Source organism: Pseudomonas sp. E1BtOHC1, assembly GCF_058744285.1.
Window position 1 is genome coordinate 5,660,062 of record NZ_CP196023.1, and the last position, 18,257, is coordinate 5,678,318.

Here is an 18,257-nt window from a genome sequence, read left to right on the forward strand (position 1 = left end):
CCATGTCCTCCGCTCAATCGCTGACCGGCCTCCTCACCCAAGGCTTGCGCAAACTGACCGGCGTCGATCGGTCCAGGCCGAAGGGCTACCGGGTGATCAACGTCGAACTCAAGCAACGCATCGACCTCAGCCCCTCCCTGGTGCGCCTGGTGTTCGGCGGCGAGGACGTTGCCCAGGCCCGCACCCTGGCCCCGGACCAGCGCATCAAGCTGCTGTTTCCCGGGGCCGATGGCAGCGTTGCGCAGTTGCCGGTGCAAGGTGACTGGCAGGCCGCCCGGCGCCAGTTGCCGGCCGAGCAGCAACCACCGATGCGCACCTACACCATTCGCGCCCTGCGCATGCAGCCGGCGGAGCTGGATGTGGACTTCGTGCTGCACGGGGTCAATGGGCCGGCCTCCACCTGGGCCACCCACGCCCAGCCCGGCGACCGCCTGCAGATGGTGGTGCCGAACAAGGCCTACAGCGGTGACCCCGGCGGTTATGAGTGGCTGCCGCCGGCGGGGATTCGCAAGGTGCTGTTGATGGGCGATGAAACCGCCCTGCCCGCCATCGCCGGGATTCTGGAGGAGTTGCAGGATTATCCGGACTACCCGGATGTGCAGGTATTCATCGAGGTGCCCTACGAAAGCGACTGCATCGACCTGCGCTGCAACCCGCAGACCCGGGTCAACTGGCTGCCGCGGGACGTGCTCAATGCCCAACACGGTGAAACCCTGATCCATGCCGCCCGGGAGCTGGCCGAGCTGCCGCCGGCCAATAGTGGCCGACGGCCGATCAAGGTCAGCGAGCGCAATGAAGCACAACGGCTGTGGGACACTGCGGCGCCGGCGGACAACAGTTTCTATGCCTGGGTGGCCGGCGAGTCGGCGACGGTGATGAGCATCCGCCGCCACCTGATCAACGAGCGCGGCCAGGAACGCCGCAACCTGACCCTGATGGGTTACTGGCGCCTGGGGACGTCCCTGGGCTGACTGCACCTGCAACCGCCGGCGCAGTCAGCCCGGCGGCTACAGGGCCGCGGCGACTTCAGGCTGCAGATGACGCCGACGATGCACCTCAAGGTGCCCCTTGATCAGGCTCAGGACCTTGGCTTCCTGCTCGTGGATGAAGAAGTGCCCGCCCGCCAGCATGTCCACGGAGAAGCTGCCACAGGTTTCCTTGCTCCAGCCGATCAGTTGCTCGGTGGTGGCGCGATCGGTCTTGCCCCCCAGGACATGCACCGGGCAATTGAGCAACGGGCGCTGCAACGGGCGAAAACGGCCGCACAGCAGGAAATCGGCCCGCAGGATCGGCAAGGTCAGGCTCATCAGTTCCTGGTTGGCCAGCACCTCTTCGCTGGTGCCATTGAGGGTGCGCAACTGCTCGATCAGTTGCTGGTCAGTCTTGGCCTCGGCAAAACCCCGGTCGTACTCGCTGCGCAAGGTCGGTGCGGCCGTCCCGGAAGCGAACAGTGCCACCGGTTCCGGACATCCCAGGGCACGCAGGGCGTGGGCCAATTCGCAGGCTAGCAACGCCCCCAGGCTATGACCGAACAGGGCATAGGGTGCGCGCAACGTGCTCTGGACTTCCCGGGCAAGCTGCATCGCCAGCACACGCATGTCGGTGTGCAGGGGCTCGTTGTAACGGGCGCCGCGCCCGGGCAGTTCCACGGGCGCAAGGTGCAGCCACTGGGGCAGCTTGCGCCGCCAGCGGCTGTAGACCATGGCGCTGGCTCCGGAATACGGCAGGCACAGCAGGTTCAACTGGGTCACGGTTTATCCCTCAACAGATGATCTGTTAAGAACAACGCGGCACGGGGCGGACAAATTAGTCCGACGGTCGCTTCAGCGCAGGCGGCGATAACTCTGCAACGCCGCCCCCAGGACCACCGCGCCGCCGGCCAGGGCCAGCCAGAAGCCGCTGCGGGCGCCGAAATGGTCCACCAGCCCCCCGGAACCCGCAGCCCCCAGGGCCACGCCAATGCTCAGACCGGTGACCAGCCAGGTCAGGCCCTCGGTGAGTTTGGCCGGGGGCACGATGCGTTCCACCAGGGCCATGGCGACAATCAGGGTCGGGGAGAAAAACAGCCCGGCGACGAACACCGCCAGGGACAGGCCAAAGATGTTGCTCGCCCAGAGCAACGGCAAGGTGGCCAGGGCCGTGGCGATACCGCCGTACATGAACAGCCGGGGCAAGGGCGTGGCCAGTTTCAGCGCGCCGAAGGCGATGCCCGCCAGGCACGAGCCGATGGCGTACACCGAGAGCACGACGCTCGCCGCCGCCGGCTGCCCCTGTTGCTGGGCGAAGGCCACGCTGACCACATCCACCACGCCGACTATGGTGCCCATGGCCACCATCAACAGGATCAACAGGCGGATTTCAGCGGAGCGAATGATCGAGCCTGCATGCCCCTCTTCGTGGGGATGCACCGGCGGCTCGGTGCTTTTCTGCATGACGAACACACTGACCCCCAGGGCCAGCATCAACAGCGCGGCCAGGGGCCCGGCCTCGGGGAACAGCCCCACGCACAGGCCCACCGACACCGGGGGACCGATGATGAAGCAGACTTCATCGAGCACCGATTCCAGGGCGTAGGCGGTCTGCAACTGCGGCTGGCCACGGTACAGCTCGGTCCAGCGGGCGCGGACCATGGCCGACATGCTGGGCATGCAGCCGGCCAGGGCGGCGCAGATGAACAGGGTCCAGTGCGGGGCCTGCAAACGCGTGCACAGCAGCAGCGCCAGCAAGGCACCGCCTCCTAGGCCCGCGGCCAGGGGCAGCACCCTGCCCTGGCCGAAGCGATCCACCCAGCGTGACACCTGGGGCGCGCAAAAGGCCGTGGCCAAGGCGAAGGTGGCTGCCACCGAACCGGCCAGGGCATAACCGCCATGGAGCTGCGCGAGCATGGTGATCAGGCCGATACCGGTCATGGAGATCGGCATGCGCGCGATCATCCCGGCCAGGACGAACGCCCGGCTGCCGGGGGCATTGAACAGTTCGCGATAGGGGTTTGCCATTTACAACGACTCCTTGGGGGGGTGCAACTTGCCACAAAGTGCTCGCGCAGTAGAAACACATACGCCGCGTATGTTAAAAATCATGTAAACATACGCCGCGTATGTCAACCCACCCTTTGTTGGAGAACTGTGTTCATGAGCAGCCGCCCTCGCGCCGAGATGATCGAAGCCACCCGCGCCAGGCTGATTGCCAGCGCGCGCCAGGCCTTTGCCCGCCTGGGCTACGCCAAGACGTCCATGGACGAGCTGACCGCCGAAGCCGGGCTGACCCGCGGCGCGCTGTATCACCACTTCGGTGACAAGCAGGGCCTGTTGGCGGCGGTAGTGGAGCAGATCGACGGGGAAATGGATCAACGCCTGGAGGCCATCTCCAGCGAGGTTGCCGATCCCTGGGAGGCTTTCTGCCAGCGTTGCCAGGCCTATCTGGAGATGGCGCTGGAGCCGGAAATCCAACGTATCGTCCTGCAGGACGCACGGGCGGTGCTGGGGAACGTCACCCAGGCCGGCGAGGATCAGTGCATCGACACCCTTGGCGCCCTGCTGAGCCGGCTGATCCAGGAGCAGGTGATCGAACCGGCGTCGCCCCAGGCCCTGGCACGGTTGATCAACGGCAGCCTGGTGGAGGCCGCCTTGTGGATTGCCAATGCGCCGCAACCGGCACAGAAACTCGAAGAGAGTCGGGTGGGCCTGCAACTGATCCTGCGGGGCTTGCGCCGCGACAATCGCTCGCCGAGCGCTGACACCACGCCTGCCTCAGAGTGATAGAACCATGGACAGCTTGACCCGACGCCCTGCCCAACCAGCCTCCTGCTGTTTTCTCCTCGATGTCTCGAAACTGCAGGTGGGCGACATTCTGCTCAGCCGCAACGATGCACTGCAAAGCAGCCTGATCCGTTCCGCCACCGGCTCCGGATTCAGCCACGCGGCGCTGTTCGTTCACGACGGTGGCGTGCTGATCGAAGCCATCAAGACCGGGGTCAAGCTGAGTTCGATGCTGGGACGCGCCGCTCTCACCCGGGCCAGCATCAAGGTGCTCAGACTCAAGGAACAGATCATCCTGGACAAGGCTCAACTGGCCAGCGTCGCCAAGTCCCATGTTCACAAACGGTACTCGCTCAAAGGCGCGCTGCTGACCCAGATCGCCACTGCTCGCGTCCCAACCGCCGATGAAGACCGGCTCTTCTGCTCGCAGTTGATCGCCTCCGCTTTTGCCCAGTGCGGGGTCCCCCTGAGCGGGCAACCCGCGCACTTGATGACCCCGGGAGACCTCGAACGCAGCGATCTGCTGGTCGATGTCACCGACTCGGTGATCATCCACAGCCAAGTCGCCGACCTGCTGTCAGTGAGTTTTATCGAACAGCACCAGGAACAGGACCTGAGCGACTTCTTTCACCAACTGAACATGAACATCGCCACGCTCACCCAACAGGCCTGCCCCTTTATCAAGCCGCTGAAACTGCGCTCACTGACGGATATCTGCGTGGCCCTGAAAATGGGTGACATGCTGTTCGCCCCCCAGCAACTCGACGAACTGGCCCAGGCCTTCGGCGAAGCCGTTGGCGACCGCCTGGAACACTTTCACCTGCGCTTTTGCAGCGAGCATCAGGGCTCGTTCCAACAGCCGCAGTTGATGCGGCTGTTTATCGACGATCCGCGTACCACCCGAGAACAACTGCTGGCCCAGCTGGACTTTCTGCAACACGCCGTCCACGCACACCGCGCCAGCATTCGGGTCCGTCAGCAGCAGATTGAGGAGTCCCGGCAACTGGACCTGAAGCTGGCCGGCCATCGCTCATTTGCCATCGTCCGCAAGGTCGAGGACTTCTTTGCCCTGGCACTGGAAACGGAGCGGGCCCTGTTGCAGTCGGCCAGTTCCGGCGCCGAGCTGATTCGTCAGCATCTGGCCAGCAGCGAGGCGCCCAGCCACTGACATGGCCGGTGGATCGAGCGCATCCGCTGAACGCCCAAACACCTTTATCTGATGGAATGGATCCCATGCCCGACTCTCCGATCATCGCCGTAATGATCCACGCCGCCGACTGGCGCGCCGCGACCACCTGGTACGCCGAGGCCTTTCCCCGGGCTCGCCGGGTCGTGCATGAACCGGATGACTTTGGCCATTTGCAGCTCGATGGCCTGTCCCTGGAAATCGTCCCCAGCGACGCCAAGGTGGGCCAGGGCCCGGCGGGCACAGTGGTGTATTGGCAGGTCAGCGACCTGTCCGGCGAGGTACAGCGTCTGGCGTCCCTGGGCGCACGCCTGTATCGCGGCCCCCTGGCCATCGAAGGCGGCGAATGGATCTGCCAGGTGCAAGACCCCTGGGGCAACTGCATCGGCCTGCGCCAGCCGGCGACGCTCGCCTGACGCGTTAACTGGCGGCACACTGACGAGCTTTTCACCCGAGCCCCAAGGAGAAACGGCATGCATCAGGTGCTGCTGATCATTGATGTGCAACCCTGTTTCAACCCTCCGCAATGGCTGGTGGAAGGCATCAACGCACTGCTGGGACAGATGCCCTCGGTGGCCACGGTGGAACGCCATGATGAAAGCCGCACGCCGTTCGCCCGGCAACTGGGTTGGCAACCGCCGGTGGACGACCAGAGCCTGGTGGCCGCCGACAAGGTCTTTATCAAGCACGGCTACGGGCCTACACAGGAACTCCTCGATTACCTGAAAAGCCTAAGTCCCCAGCGGGTGCTGGTGTGCGGCATCCAGACCGACACCTGCGTCCTGGCCGCGGGTTTTGCCCTGTTCGATGCCGGCCTGCAGCCGACCCTGCTCACCGACCTGACCGTGGGCTCATCCCTGGACCGCAGCGGCGGCCTGGGCATCGAGCTGTGGCGGCATCACTTCAAGCACCTGATCCGCAGCGACGAACTGTAGGGGCCGGTTTGTGGGCGAAGGCGATCTCACCGGCCCTTTCGCTGGCAAGCCAGCTCCTACGCCAACCGCTCAGGCACTGCGCCACCCGTAGGAGCCGGCTTGCCGGTGAAGGCGGTGGCAGGCCATCGATACGCCGGGGGCCAGCCAGCGCTAAACTCCGCGCCTTCGATCCGCTCGCCTACACCACAACGCAAGGGACTCCCACCCCCATGAAAAAATTGGTCGCCCTGCTGGCCCTGCTGTTCAACAACGTCGCCTTGAGCGCCTCGTTCAGCGACTCACCCGAAGCGCTGGTACGGCAATTCATTGCCGACTATCAGCAGTGGAGCGACAGGGCCAGCGCCCGCCAAGCGGACAACGCGCCCCTGCAATCGATGGATCTGGCACAGCAGGAGTACGCCCAGTTGCTGACCAAGTTCTGTCTGCCGGGCTTTCAGGGCCAGCCCATTGCCTTCAGTTCTCCGGCCAGCCACGGTGCGCAGTACGAACAGATCCTTTCCAGCAGCCGAACAGCCGATCGTGCGCTGGTGAGAACCCGCTCGGTCAGTCCCGAGCTGGGCTTTGCTGCCGATTACCACTACCACCTGATCTTCAGCGGCCAGCGCTGGTACCTCAGCGAAGTGTTCTACGTCGACGAGGACGGCCAGTACGAGTCGCTGTAGATCGCCCGTAACGCGTTTTGAGCTAGGGTGTTCCAAGTCACCAAACCCCGGAGTCGCCATGCCCAGTTCAGCCGCCCTGCATCAGGTCACTACCCTCAGCCTGCACCTTGCCTATGAAGAACACGGCCCGGCCAGCGGCGAGCCGGTGATCCTGCTCCACGGCTTTCCCTACGACGTGCGAGCCTACGACGAGATCGCCCCGCCGCTGGCCGAGCGCGGCTATCGGGTCATCGTTCCCTACCTGCGGGGCTACGGCCCCACGCGCTTCGTCAGTCGGCAGATCATGCGCTCCGGGCAGCAGGCGGCGCTGGCCCGGGACCTACTGGAACTGATGGATGCACTGCAGTTGCCCCGGGCCACCCTCGCCGGCTACGACTGGGGCGGTCGTGCCGCCTGCATCGTCGCCGCCCTGTGGCCGCAGCGGGTCAAGGGCCTGATGAGCGCCGACGGCTACAACATCCAGGACATCCCCGGGGCCTGCGAACCCAGGGCGCCGGAGACCGAGCATCGGTTGTGGTACCAGTACTACTTCAACACCCAGCGCGGGGTGGACGGGCTGACGGCCAACCGTCGGGCCTTCTGCGAGCTGTTGTGGCGCCAGTGGTCGCCGACCTGGAACCAGGGACCGCAGTGCTATGGCCTGAGCGCGCCGTCCTTCGACAACCCGGACTTTGTCGAAGTGGTGATCCATTCCTACCGCCATCGCTTCGGCTACGTACCCGGCGACCCCAGCCTGGAAAGCATCGAGCAGGCGTTGCAGGCACAACCGCCCATCCAGGTGCCGACCATTGCACTCTGTGGCGCCGATGACGGGGTCGGTCCGGCCACCGAGCCGGACCCCGATATCGGCCTGTTCAGCGGGCCCTATCAGCGCAGGATCTTGCCCGGCGTCGGCCATAACCTGCCCCAGGAAGCCCCCCAAGCCACCCTCGACGCGCTGCTGGAGTTGCTCCAGAACGCCTGAGAAGAGCAGCAGGCCGCACGCCATGCCGGGGAAAAATCGGTACACTTCGCGCCTTTGATCCCCCACAGGACATGGAATGTTACCCGCCACGACTTCTCCCCGGCCCGGCCTGCGCCGGGTCCTGGTGCTTTGGCTCTACGCTGTCGGCGCCGGTCATCTGCTGGCCGGGCTGCTGCTGACCTGGGCCGGCCACAGCGGCCTGTTCAACGACTACCTGGCCAGTATCGAACAGGCTTTCTGGGGCGCCGCCGCACCGGCTCCGGCCCGGGCTCAGCAGATCTGGTGGCTGGGTCTGTTCGGCGCCACCCTGCAAAGCTATTCGTTGTACCTGCTGGGCCTGGTGCACCTGGGCAATCGCCTGCGGGCCCCGGCGGCCTGGGCCTGGCTGATGGCCGGGATTGTGCTGTGGGCACCTCAGGACATGTGGCTGTCGTGGCAGATGAACATGACCGCCCACCTGTGGATCGACAGCTTCGCCCTGCTGGTGCTGCTGCCACCGTTACTGTGGCTGCAGCGCCATGACCGCCATACCTCTCGTCTTCCCTCGTAAAAGGACTTCACCATCGTGGCTGATTTGCCAATCCTGCAGTGGGCCATCGCCCTGTTGCTCGCCCAAGGCGTGCTCGGCGCCCTGGACACGATCTACCATCACGAACTCACCGTGGCCCTGCCGCAACGCCACAGCGCCCGCAAGGAACTGAGCATCCATGCCTTGCGCTCGTGCTTCTACGGCGTGTTGTTCATGGGCATCGCCCACCTGGCGTTCCAGGGCATCTGGGCCCTGGTGATCGCCGTGCTGTTCGCCCTGGAAATCGGCTTGACCCTGTGGGACTTCGTAGTCGAGGACCGCAGCCGCAAGCTGCCGGCCATCGAACGCATCATGCACACCGTGCTGGCGATCAATGCCGGGGCCTTCTTCGCCCTGTACGGCCTGCAACTGCTGGAATGGTCGCGCCTGCCCAGCGCCTTGAGCCCCATCGACCTGGGTTGGCAAGGCTGGGCCCTGAGCCTGTTTGCCGTCGGCGTGACGGCGTCGGGCATTCGTGACGGCCTGGCGGCGTTGCGCCTGCAACGCCAGGGTCAGGCGGCCAACCCCTTTGCCGGCGGTACTGGCAAACGGGTGCTGGTCACCGGTGGCACCGGCTTTATCGGTGAAACCCTGGTCAACCAACTGCTGGATGCCGGGCACACCGTCAGTGTGCTGGCCCGTGATCCGCTGCGCGCCGCCTACCTGTTCGACGGCCGCGCCCGCTGCCTGCGCTCCCTGGGCAAGCTGGGCCACGGCGAGGCCTTTGACGTGATCATCAATCTGGCCGGTGCCCCGGTGGCCGGACCGCGCTGGTCGGCCAAGCGCCAGGCGCAACTGTTGGCCAGCCGGGTTGGCACCACCGAGGCCCTGCTCAACTGGCTGCAGCACGCCCAGCACAAGCCGGAGCTGTGGATCCAGGCTTCGGCCATCGGTTTCTACGGGGTGCGCGACGCCAGCCAGAGCCTGGATGAAAACGCCGAGCGCGGTGAAGGTTTCATGGCCGACCTGTGCGCCCGCTGGGAGTCCTCGGCGGAACCGGCGACCCGCTTCGGCGTGCGCCAGGTGGTCCTGCGCCTAGGCATCGTGTTCGGTCCCGGCGGCGCCCTGAAACCCCTGCTGATGCCGTTCCATTTCGGCTTTGGCGGACGCATGGGCAATGGCCAGCAGATCATGAGCTGGGTGCACCGCGACGACGTCTTGCAAGTGATGGCCCGGGCCATCAACGACGCCTCTCTGTCCGGCACCTACAACATGGTGGCGCCGGAAGCCGTGAGCCAGGGCACCTTCGCCGCCACGGTCGGCAAGGTGCTCAAGCGCCCGGTGTGGCTGCATGTGCCGGCCGCGCCGGTGCGAGCCCTGGCCGGGGAAATGGCCGAGTTGTTCTTTGACGGCCAGAAAGTAGTGCCCGCGCGCCTGCTGCAGGCCGGCTACCGCTTCCGTTACCCGACCCTGGACGCCGCCCTGCGGGACCTGACCTGAGCTGAGGAATGCCCATGAGCAAGCCCCTGTTGTACCTGCTGGCGGGCAATGGCAGCGCCGCCGATTGGTGGGACGATGCCCTGCCGCACTTTCAGCGCTATCAGGTGCAGCCCCTGGAGCTACCGGGTTTTGGCGACAATCCACTGCCTCCTTGCAATGACCTCGGTGAGTACGCCGAGGCCCTGCTGGGCATGACCGAGCCGGGCCAGGGGATTGTCGCGGTGGGGGTCAGCGCGTTGATCGTGCTGCACGCCTTGCAACGCCGCCCCGGGCATTTCTCGCGCAGTGTGCTGCTGTCTCCGGTGGGGGCCTTTCTCTGGCAACGGCGCCTGCCGGCACTGATGTCGCCGCTGCCGGCGCGCCTGCTGATTCATGGTTTGCTCAGCCATAAACCAACCTTGTTCGCCGGCAAATTCTCGCGCCAGCCATGGACGCCGCAGCAGTACCTGCGCATGGGCTCGGGCTACGCCCGTTGCCGGTCTTTCGTGCCCTTGTGGGAACAGCTGCGAGCCGACACCGCGCTGCCGCTGCTGGAGTGGATCAAGGACCCGGTCCAACTGGTCTGGGGCGACCAGGACCGGCTGCTGGGGATTGCCCAGGCCGCGGCCTGGTCGGCGATCCTGGCTCGGGCCGACCTGCGGATCAGCCTCAAGCCGGGCTGGGGCCATTACCCCTGGATCGATGCGCCGACGGCGTTCGTCGACTGGCTGGAATCCGCCGACCCGGGGTTTGTCGCCCACACCAAGGGCGGTCGCCTGCGTCTGGCGGAGCTGGCCGGCCAGCCGGTGCCCAGCGCCCTGTCCCTGGACAGCGCCGGCGACCCGCGCCTGCCGACCCTGCTCGCCAGCCAGCCGCAGGCCCTGTGGGCAGTGCGCTCCTCCAGCTACGGCGAGGATCAAGCCGACTCGGCCAATGCCGGGCTGAGCACCACTTACTTGCGGGTCCCCCGGGATCAGGTGGCGTCGCGCATTGGTGAGCTGCGGGACGCCGGCGTCGAGGAAGTGGTGGTGCAGCGCTTCATCCAGCCGACCCTGTCGGGGATCGCCTTCGTGCGTCATCTCTCGGTGGAACTGGAGTGGGTCGAAGGCCATCTGGAAAGCCTCGCCGACGGTCAGGTCAGCCCCCAGCGGGCGGTGCTCTCGCGTCTGGGCAGTGCTTGGGAAAGTGGCCACTTCGCCAGCACCCAGGGACTCGACGCCAGCGCCTTGTGGGACTTCCTGCAAGGGGTGCTGAAGGTCTTCCACTATGTGCCCGGCGATGTGGAGTGGGCCTGGGACGGCCAGCAACTGTGGCTGCTGCAGTACCGCCCCATCAGCGACTACGGCTGGCGCCGGCACCTGACCGCGGCCAATATCGCCGAGATCCTGCCGCCGCAACCCAGCCGCTTCGTCGAGTACGGCCAACGCCGGGCAGCGGCGAGCATCCCGGCGATCATGGCCCGCTGGGACACCCGGGTCTTGCAGGACAACGAACCCTTCACCGCGGTGTTCGGCGGCGCCTCCTATATCAACAACGACCTGTTCCTGGCGCGCCTGGCCGATTGGGGCCTGCCCTCCTCCAGCTATGCCGGAGAAGTCGGTGGCGCCACCCCGGAGCTGCCCCTGCGCCCGCTGCGCCTGTTGCGTTCGCTGCCGCGTTTCCTGCGCATGCAGCACGTCGCCCGAGGCCATCTGCTGACCCTGGAACAGGGCCTGCGGCGCTTCGATGACGAGTTGGCGCAGTTGCACCAGGGCGCTGCCGATGGTCAGCAACTGGCGGACTGGTTCAGCCGTTTCTACGTGTTCGTGGTGCAGGGCAACCTGTGCATCGCCACCGCCCTGGCCAGCAGCGGCGGCGCGCTGCTGGGGCGCCCGCCCACCGCTTACGACAACCTGGACAACAGCCCTCACCGCCTGCCCTGGGAAACCGACCCCGGCACCCCGCGCCCGCCGTGCGCCGAACTGCCGTTGCAGGCATTTGCGCACTGGAGCCCGGCCATTGCCCTGGCCCATCGCCTGGGCTTGCCGGGTATGCGCGGCTATTACCTGCAAGTGCGCGAGTGGTACCGGGACAACCTGATGCGGATCTTTTTCCGCCTGCACCACGCCGTGCCCGAGGCCGATCGCGACTACTGGTTTGCCCCCCACGAGCATCCGCGCAGCCGCGGCGGCAGCTTCTGGCAGGACGGCCGCGAAGGCAGCGAGCAGGCCGCAGGCTTCATGATCTATCCGGGACAGGTACAGGGCGTGCTGGGGGTCGATATCCTCCTGGAAGACACCCTCGATCCCGGGCGCCACGCCCACTACCAAGCGGCCCGGGCCGTGATTGCGCGCATGGGGGGGCGCCTGTCCCACGGCTCCACGCTGCTGCGAGAACTGCGCAAGCCGTCGGCGGTGCTGCCGCAAGTGGACCCGGCCTGGGTCGGACGCGAAGTGCTGTATGCCGACGGCCAGTTGAGCCTGGTCGAGGGCTGAACCGCACCCCCCCGGGGCTCAGGCCTGCTCGGTGGCGGCAAAGCGTTCGCGGTAGGCCTGGGGCGTCACCCCGAGGGCCCGCAGCACACTGCGGCGCAGCGTTTCTTCACTGCCAAAACCGCATTGTGCGGCAATGCGCTTGATCGGCAGGCCGGTGTCGGCCAGCAGGCGCCGGGCGGTTTCCACCCGGATCAGTTCGATGGCCCGGGCCGGAGTCTGGCCGGTGTCGGCGCGGTAGTGACGGATGAAGCTGCGCTCACTCATGGCGGCCTGCTGGGCCAAGATCGGCAAGGTCAATTCGCGGCTGAGATTCTCGGCAATCCAGGCGTGCAAGCCATCGAAACGCCCGCCGCTGTTTTGCAGCGACAGGGTCACGCTGAACTGCGACTGGCCTCCCGGGCGCTTGAGAAACACCACCAGTTGCCGGGCCACATCCAGCGCCGCCTCGCGCCCCAGGTCGGCCTCCACCAGGGCCAGGGCCAGATCGATGCCGGCGGTGACCCCGGCCGAAGTCCACACCGGGCCATCGTTGATGAAGATCGGATTGGGCTCCACCCGCAACTGCGGGTATTGCTCGGCCAGTTGATCGCAGCGGGTCCAGTGGGTCACCACCCGGCGCCCGTCCAGCCAGCCGCTGGCAGCCAGCATAAAGGCCCCGGTGCAGACCGAGGCCACCCGCCGCGAGGCGCTTGCACGCTGGGCGACCCAGGCGACCAGTTCCGGATCCCGGGCCGCCTCATAGACGCCCCAACCGCCGGCGATGATCAAGGTATCGCAGGCCACCTCCGGCGCCGGCAGGGCATCGGCCAGCAGCGCCAGCCCCGAGGAACTCAGGGTCGCCCCGCCCGGGTTGGCAATGACCCGGGGGTTGTAGGGCAAGGGCAAGCCCAGGCCACGGGCCCGGTCATTGGCCGAGGCGAACACCTGCAACGGGCCGGTGACATCCAACAACTGGGCATTGGCAAAGGCCAGGACAAACACGTTTTTCGCGGAGCTGGGCATGATTGGCGTGAATCGAGGGCAGGTTGGCGTATGCGCCAAATCCTAGAACGCTAGAGTCAAGCCGTCCACCCCACCCACACAAGGAACAGGCCATGGCATTGCAGATAGGTTTTCTGTTGTTTCCCGAGGTTCAACAACTGGACCTGACCGGTCCCCACGACGTGCTGGCATCGCTGCCCGACGTACAGCTGCACCTGATCTGGAAGGAAGCCGGACCGGTGGTCGCCAGCTCCGGCCTGGTGCTGCAGGCCACCACGGGCTTTGCCGACTGCCCGCCCCTGGATGTGCTCTGCATCCCCGGGGGCGCCGGGGTCGGGCCCTTGATGGAAGATCCCCAGACCCTGGCGTTCATCCGTCGCCAAGCAGCCCGGGCGCGCTATGTGACGTCGGTGTGCACCGGCTCCCTGGTACTCGGCGCCGCCGGACTGCTTCAGGGCAAACGCGCCACCACCCACTGGGCCTACCACGAACTGCTGGCGCCCCTGGGAGCGATCCCGGTGCGCGAGCGGGTGGTGCGTGACGGCAACCTGCTGACCGGCGGCGGCATCACCGCCGGCATCGACTTCGCCCTGACCCTGGCCGCCGAACTGTTCGACGCTGCCACCGCGCAGCGGGTGCAACTGCAACTGGAGTACGCCCCGGCGCCGCCGTTCGAAGCCGGCAGCCCGGACACCGCCCCGGCCAGCGTGGTGCAAGAAGCCCGCAGCCGGGCAGCGGACTCCCTGCACAAGCGCCGGGAGATCACCCTGCGGGCGGCTGCCCGGCTGCAAGCCGGCTGACCCCGCAACGCCCCGCCCCTCAGGCGCGGCGTACCTGTCCCTGACGATCATTGCTCAGCAACTGAGCAATGGCGCCGTCACCATAAGTGCGTTCGACTTTGGAAATCACCACCTGATAACCGGCGTACCAGCGCCGGTACTGGCGCTTGGCTTCCAGGTGCCTGGGGTGACGGGCGAAGGCCTGGATCGAAGCCTCATCCTCCCAGTAGTAACTGGCATTGATCAGTGCCTGGTCGGCGCTGGTCCAGGATTGGGCGCCGACGAAACCCGGCAGGCTGATGGCGATGTCGTCGATGATCGCGCTGAGGCGATGGAACTCCTCGTCCCGCTGGCCCGGCTTATAGATAAAGGCGGCGATGTACATGCTTGAACTCCGTTGAGGTGATAAGTCAGACCGGGCGGGCCAACAGTGCCAGATGCAAGGCCAGCGCCAGCAACACCGCCGCCAGCAGCCAGGATTGCAGCCGGGCAAAACGTGCCGTCGTACCGGAAAAGCTGCGTATCAGGAGCGCGCCGAAGATCCCCAGGCTGGTGTGAAAGATTCCGCTGACCAGGGTCAGCAACAGTCCCAGGACAACCAGCTGCCAGGCGATGCTGCCGTGATCCGGCCTGACGAATTGCGGCAGGAACACCATGAAGAACAACAACGCCTTGGGGTTCAGCAGGCTGTTGTACAGGGCCCGGACAAACACCGTGGACAGCGGCACCCGGACAGTATCGACGAGGTTCAAGGCGCCGTTACCCGCCAGGGCTTTCCAGGCCAGCCACAGCAAGTAGGCAACCCCGGCATAGCGGAGCAGATCGAACGCCGGCGGCCAGTTGGCCACCACGGCGGTGACGCCTGTGGCCGTGAGCAGGGTCAGGCCAATATCCGCCGCGCCAATCCCCAGCCCCGACGCCACCCCACCGCGCCAGCCATAGGCCACGCCGTGGCTGATGACAAAGGCCATGTTGGGTCCCGGCGACAGCAGCAACAGCAGCACGGCGCCGAGGAAGATCGACAGGGTGGAAAGGTCCGGCATGTGAGCGCTCCTGCGCAAAAGCCGCTAGATTAGGACGCCTACCTGATACAAACAAAAAAGTGTTCTAGATACATAAGGTGGCCGAGCATGCGCCGTACCCGCTACAAAACCATCGTCGATCACTTCGCCCAGCGCATCCGCGCCGGCCAGTTGTGCCCAGGCACTCAGCTACCGACGGTGCGGGCGCTGATGGCCAGCGAGCAGGTGGCCCTGGCCACGGCGCTGCGTGTCTACCACGAGCTGGAAGCCATCGGCCTGGTGGTGGGCGAGCCCGGGCGCGGCACCTTTGTCCGCGACACCAGCCTGCCCCGGGGCATGGGCCTGGAACAGCACCCGGCCAGCGCCGCCTCGGTGGACCTGGCGTTCAACTACCCGTCCCTGCCCGGCCAGGCGGAAAGCCTGCGCGAGGGGCTGCGGGCGATAGCCGCCTCCGGCGACCTGGATGCCCTGCTGCATTCCGCGCCCCAGGGCGGCCGCCCCCATGAACGCCAGACCGCGGCGCGGCACCTGCGCAACCGTGAAATCCGTGTCGCCGCCGAGCAGGTGCTGATCGTCAACGGCGCCCAGCAGGGGCTGGCGGTGAGCCTGCTGGCGCTGCTCCAGCCCGGGGACATCCTGGCGGTAGACGCCCTGACCTACCCCGGCCTCAAGACCCTGGCCCAGGTCCATCGCCTGGACCTCGAAGCGCTGCCTCAGCACAACGGCCAGATGGACCTCGACGCCCTGCAGGCCCTGTGCCGCCGGCGCCCGGTGCGGGCGCTGTACTGCATGCCGACCCTGCACAACCCCCTGGGCACGGTGATGCCCCTGGCCGAACGCCGGCGCCTGGCGCAACTGGCTCGCGAACATGACCTGCTGCTGATCGAGGACGGCGCCTACGCCTTCCTCGCCGAACCGGCACCGCCGCCGCTGCAGACCCTGGCCCCGGAGCGCACGCTGTATATTTCCGGGCTGTCGAAAAGCGTCGCCTCGGGCTTGCGCCTGGGGTTTATCGTCGCGCCCCTGGAGATGATCCCGGCCCTGGAACGGGCGATCCGCGTGTCCACCTGGAGCACCCCGTCGCTGACCGTGACCCTGGGCTGCCGCTGGATCGAATCGGGGCTGGTGGACAGCCTGGAAGAACAGAAGCGCAACGATGCCCGCAGCCGCCAGCAACTGGCCCGGAGGGTGCTCAAGGGCTGCGATTACCAGGCCTATGGCTCATCGTATTTTCTCTGGCTGAAACTGCCGGAAGGACGGAGGGCCGATGCCGTGGTGGCGGCCCTGAAACATCAGGGGGTAACGGTGACCTCGGCCGAGCCCTTCGCCACCACCGCCCATGTACCCCAGGCGTTGCGCCTGGCCCTGGGCTCCATCGGCCTGCCGCTGCTGGAGCAGGCTCTGGAAAAGGTCCGCAACGAAATCACCCGCTAAGCACACCTGTAGGAGCCGGCTTGCCGGCGAAGAGCGCCCGCTCACCGGCGTCAATGGCCGCAGGCATCATCCGTGGCGGGCGGCTCGCACGCCTCACGGCCATTCGGAGCACGCCAGCGCCGCCAGACCGACTTGATCTTCCGGCCGATCATCCACAGCGCACCAAGGATATTGGCCAGGACAAAGGCCCCCAGGAAAAATGCCAGCATCGTCAGCAAGCCGGGGCAATCCGGCCCTTGGCACGACATTCCCCCCCAGCTCAAGGTGGGTAGCAGCGCCGCCCCCAGTACAACGATCTGCCGCAACCACGGCCATTTGCACAGAAGCCCGCGCTTAGCGTCGGGCTGAAAAAAACCTGCCACGTTCATGTTCCACTGCGTGAAGTATCAAAGCGGCCACCGCACCCAGGCAGCAGGCACGAAATGCCGGACGAAAAAAAACCCGCCGAAGCGGGTTTTTTCCAAGACCATTATGACTTCCTGTCTGCAGCATCCGTGCTAATGGTCGATCTTCCTTGATCCTGAGCGCTTCCTGCGCTGCAGTTGTGGGAAAGAAGATTAAACACAAAGCCCGGTGCGCAGAAGGCGCATTGAATTACAGCGCGTGTAGGAAATTCGCTATAGCTCACTTACGCAAACCCTTAGCTCAACACTCCAGTGCCCGAACGGCCAAAGCCGCGAGCTTGAGCTGGTGGCGGGCGCCGGCCTGGTGGTCATCCTGGAGAAACCAGGCGGCGGACAGGCCACTGAATGCCAGCACCCATTGCACCAGGCGTCGAGGATCGAGCTGCGCCGCCGCGGCGATCACCTGGACCTGCCGGGCAAAGCGCAGTGGATCGGTGGCGCTGGGCAAGTCCGGATTGCAGATCAGGTTGGCAAAGTCGAAGGTGCGCTCACCGTGCACGCGCTTTGGATCAATGACCCGCCAGCCGCGCTCGCCGAAGTCCAGCACATTGTCGTGGTGCACATCGCCGTGCAGCACCACGGGGTCCCGAGGCGCGGCCAGCAGGTGCTCGGCCATGGCCAGGCTATTGAGAAACAAGCCGCCCTGCTGTTGCGCCGCCTCGCGCAAATCCTTGAACCAATGATCCAGGGGCAGCAACGCCGGCAAGGGTTTCGCACGTGGCGCATGCAGGCGCGCCAGCGTGGCGCAGACGATATGGCTGACGGCATCGTGCTCGCCCGCCAGGGCCATGCGCATCAATGAACGCGGTCCCAGCGCACGCGCCATCAACAGCGCCTGATCCTCCTGGGCATAAACCTGCGCCGCGCCCTCCCCGGCCCACCAGGCCATCAGGCGGTTGCCGGCCTGCTCGTCTTCATCCAGAGCGATCTTCAGCATCGCCGGCGCGCCGTCTTCCAGACGCACCGGCAGCAAGCGGCTGCCCGGCGTGACGATGGCCTCGCCATCGGGCAACAGACGCCAGCGTTCGAGATAGGTTGCGAACAAAACAGCAGCTCCAAGCGGTAAGCGGTAAGCGGTAAGCGGTAAGCGGTAAGCGGTAAGCGGTAAGCGGTAAGTTTCAAACGCCACGACTCGATCCGCAACGTGCCGCTTGCCGCCAATGGCTTCAGCGCAGTTGCAAGTGGTTTTCTATATTGCTCATCTGCTCGTCCCAGCCGCGACTGTTCATGCGAAAAGCCTTGAGCCGGCGCTCGCTGGGAATGCCGTCGAAGCCCGATTCGATAACCCGCAGCAAGGTGCCGCCGCCGTGCTGTTCCAGTTCGAACTGCACCAGGGTGGTGGGCTCCGCCGAGTAGTCATGCGCCGGGTCAACGGCGTAGGGATGCCAGCGAAAGGAAAACAGCTCCTCGGGCAGCATCTGTTCCACCTGCACATCCCAGGTCAGGTGTTCATAACCAGGGTAAGTGACGGCGCCCCGAGCGCGTTGGCCGGGCACGAAATGCTGGCCCTGCAGGGCCACGCCAAACCAGCGACCGAAGGTCTCGGCTTCGCTCAGCGCCGTCCACACCTGAGCCGGGCTGGCATGGAGCAGGATCTTGCGTTCGATACGATCTGAAGAGTTCATGGATCACCTCCAGTGATGAACACTAGCTCTGTAGGGAAACTACCTG

20 protein-coding genes are annotated in these 18,257 nt (G+C 66.0%); 12 read left to right on the forward strand and 8 right to left on the reverse strand.

What is annotated here, in order from left to right; translation table 11 throughout:
- Positions 1-2: 2 nt before the first annotated feature.
- Positions 3-971, forward strand: coding sequence for a siderophore-interacting protein (locus tag ACSSVC_RS25445; RefSeq protein ID WP_492611631.1), 969 nt, complete (start codon positions 3-5; stop codon positions 969-971).
- A 36-nt stretch (positions 972-1,007) separates the two neighbouring features.
- Here ACSSVC_RS25445 and ACSSVC_RS25450 read toward each other — a convergent pair whose 3' ends face one another.
- Both ACSSVC_RS25450 and ACSSVC_RS25455 read right to left on the reverse strand, forming a co-directional pair.
- On the reverse strand, positions 1,008-1,751 hold the full coding sequence (locus ACSSVC_RS25450) for a thioesterase II family protein (protein WP_346636162.1): 744 nt from the start codon (positions 1,749-1,751) through the stop codon (positions 1,008-1,010).
- A 72-nt stretch (positions 1,752-1,823) separates the two neighbouring features.
- Positions 1,824-2,996 carry an MFS transporter gene (locus ACSSVC_RS25455; RefSeq protein WP_346636163.1) on the reverse strand — a complete coding sequence of 391 codons (1,173 nt, stop codon included), beginning with the start codon at positions 2,994-2,996 and terminating at the stop codon, positions 1,824-1,826.
- A 135-nt stretch (positions 2,997-3,131) separates the two neighbouring features.
- Between ACSSVC_RS25455 and ACSSVC_RS25460 the strand changes: the two genes are divergently transcribed.
- From ACSSVC_RS25460 to ACSSVC_RS25500, 9 genes are all read left to right on the forward strand, one after another.
- Positions 3,132-3,758 carry a TetR/AcrR family transcriptional regulator gene (locus ACSSVC_RS25460; protein ID WP_492611632.1) on the forward strand — a complete coding sequence of 209 codons (627 nt, stop codon included), beginning with the start codon at positions 3,132-3,134 and terminating at the stop codon, positions 3,756-3,758.
- A gap of 7 nt (positions 3,759-3,765) precedes the next feature.
- Positions 3,766-4,926 (forward strand): YiiX/YebB-like N1pC/P60 family cysteine hydrolase, encoded by a 1,161-nt coding sequence (locus tag ACSSVC_RS25465; protein WP_492611633.1) that lies wholly within the window; start codon positions 3,766-3,768, stop codon positions 4,924-4,926.
- 65 nt (positions 4,927-4,991) lie between these two features.
- On the forward strand, positions 4,992-5,360 hold the full coding sequence (locus ACSSVC_RS25470; protein WP_492611634.1) for a VOC family protein: 369 nt from the start codon (positions 4,992-4,994) through the stop codon (positions 5,358-5,360).
- Between the two features lie 57 nt (positions 5,361-5,417).
- Positions 5,418-5,879 (forward strand): cysteine hydrolase family protein, encoded by a 462-nt coding sequence (locus ACSSVC_RS25475; RefSeq protein ID WP_492611635.1) that lies wholly within the window; start codon positions 5,418-5,420, stop codon positions 5,877-5,879.
- Positions 5,880-6,088: 209 nt separating this feature from the next.
- The gene (locus ACSSVC_RS25480) at positions 6,089-6,541 is read left to right on the forward strand and encodes a hypothetical protein (RefSeq protein ID WP_404937380.1); all 453 of its coding nucleotides are present in this window, start codon (positions 6,089-6,091) and stop codon (positions 6,539-6,541) included.
- A gap of 58 nt (positions 6,542-6,599) precedes the next feature.
- The gene (locus ACSSVC_RS25485; protein ID WP_492611636.1) at positions 6,600-7,505 is read left to right on the forward strand and encodes an alpha/beta fold hydrolase; all 906 of its coding nucleotides are present in this window, start codon (positions 6,600-6,602) and stop codon (positions 7,503-7,505) included.
- Positions 7,506-7,581: 76 nt separating this feature from the next.
- Complete coding sequence (locus tag ACSSVC_RS25490; protein ID WP_346636170.1) at positions 7,582-8,055, forward strand: hypothetical protein; 474 nt, start codon at positions 7,582-7,584, stop codon at positions 8,053-8,055.
- Between the two features lie 15 nt (positions 8,056-8,070).
- Complete coding sequence (locus ACSSVC_RS25495; protein WP_346636171.1) at positions 8,071-9,513, forward strand: TIGR01777 family oxidoreductase; 1,443 nt, start codon at positions 8,071-8,073, stop codon at positions 9,511-9,513.
- A 14-nt stretch (positions 9,514-9,527) separates the two neighbouring features.
- Positions 9,528-11,966 (forward strand): alpha/beta hydrolase, encoded by a 2,439-nt coding sequence (locus ACSSVC_RS25500; RefSeq protein ID WP_346636172.1) that lies wholly within the window; start codon positions 9,528-9,530, stop codon positions 11,964-11,966.
- Positions 11,967-11,984: 18 nt separating this feature from the next.
- On the opposite strand, the gene ACSSVC_RS25505 is transcribed toward ACSSVC_RS25500, so the two are convergent.
- On the reverse strand, positions 11,985-12,968 hold the full coding sequence (locus ACSSVC_RS25505) for a GlxA family transcriptional regulator (protein ID WP_492611637.1): 984 nt from the start codon (positions 12,966-12,968) through the stop codon (positions 11,985-11,987).
- 92 nt (positions 12,969-13,060) lie between these two features.
- Between ACSSVC_RS25505 and inhA the strand changes: the two genes are divergently transcribed.
- Positions 13,061-13,747, forward strand: a complete 687-nt coding sequence (inhA, locus tag ACSSVC_RS25510; RefSeq protein WP_377706454.1) for an isonitrile hydratase — start codon at positions 13,061-13,063, stop codon at positions 13,745-13,747.
- Between the two features lie 19 nt (positions 13,748-13,766).
- Here the strand turns inward: inhA and ACSSVC_RS25515 are convergent, their stop codons facing one another.
- Together ACSSVC_RS25515 and ACSSVC_RS25520 are read right to left on the reverse strand one after the other, a co-directional pair.
- Positions 13,767-14,111, reverse strand: coding sequence for an antibiotic biosynthesis monooxygenase family protein (locus tag ACSSVC_RS25515; RefSeq protein WP_492611638.1), 345 nt, complete (start codon positions 14,109-14,111; stop codon positions 13,767-13,769).
- A 25-nt stretch (positions 14,112-14,136) separates the two neighbouring features.
- Positions 14,137-14,769: a LysE family translocator gene (locus ACSSVC_RS25520; protein WP_346636175.1), complete on the reverse strand. Its 633-nt coding sequence runs from the start codon at positions 14,767-14,769 to the stop codon at positions 14,137-14,139.
- Positions 14,770-14,856: 87 nt separating this feature from the next.
- On the opposite strand from ACSSVC_RS25520, the gene ACSSVC_RS25525 reads away from it, so the two are divergent.
- The gene (locus tag ACSSVC_RS25525; RefSeq protein ID WP_492611639.1) at positions 14,857-16,182 is read left to right on the forward strand and encodes an aminotransferase-like domain-containing protein; all 1,326 of its coding nucleotides are present in this window, start codon (positions 14,857-14,859) and stop codon (positions 16,180-16,182) included.
- A gap of 50 nt (positions 16,183-16,232) precedes the next feature.
- On the opposite strand, the gene ACSSVC_RS25530 is transcribed toward ACSSVC_RS25525, so the two are convergent.
- The 3 genes from ACSSVC_RS25530 to ACSSVC_RS25540 all read right to left on the reverse strand — a co-directional run bounded on the left by ACSSVC_RS25530 (position 16,233) and on the right by ACSSVC_RS25540 (position 18,211).
- A complete protein-coding gene (locus ACSSVC_RS25530; RefSeq protein ID WP_492611640.1) occupies positions 16,233-16,550 on the reverse strand; it encodes a hypothetical protein in 318 nt (105 codons plus the stop codon).
- A 277-nt stretch (positions 16,551-16,827) separates the two neighbouring features.
- A complete protein-coding gene (locus tag ACSSVC_RS25535; protein WP_346636178.1) occupies positions 16,828-17,631 on the reverse strand; it encodes an aminoglycoside phosphotransferase family protein in 804 nt (267 codons plus the stop codon).
- A gap of 121 nt (positions 17,632-17,752) precedes the next feature.
- On the reverse strand, positions 17,753-18,211 hold the full coding sequence (locus tag ACSSVC_RS25540) for an SRPBCC family protein (protein ID WP_346636179.1): 459 nt from the start codon (positions 18,209-18,211) through the stop codon (positions 17,753-17,755).
- Between the last annotated feature and the right edge of the window lie 46 nt (positions 18,212-18,257).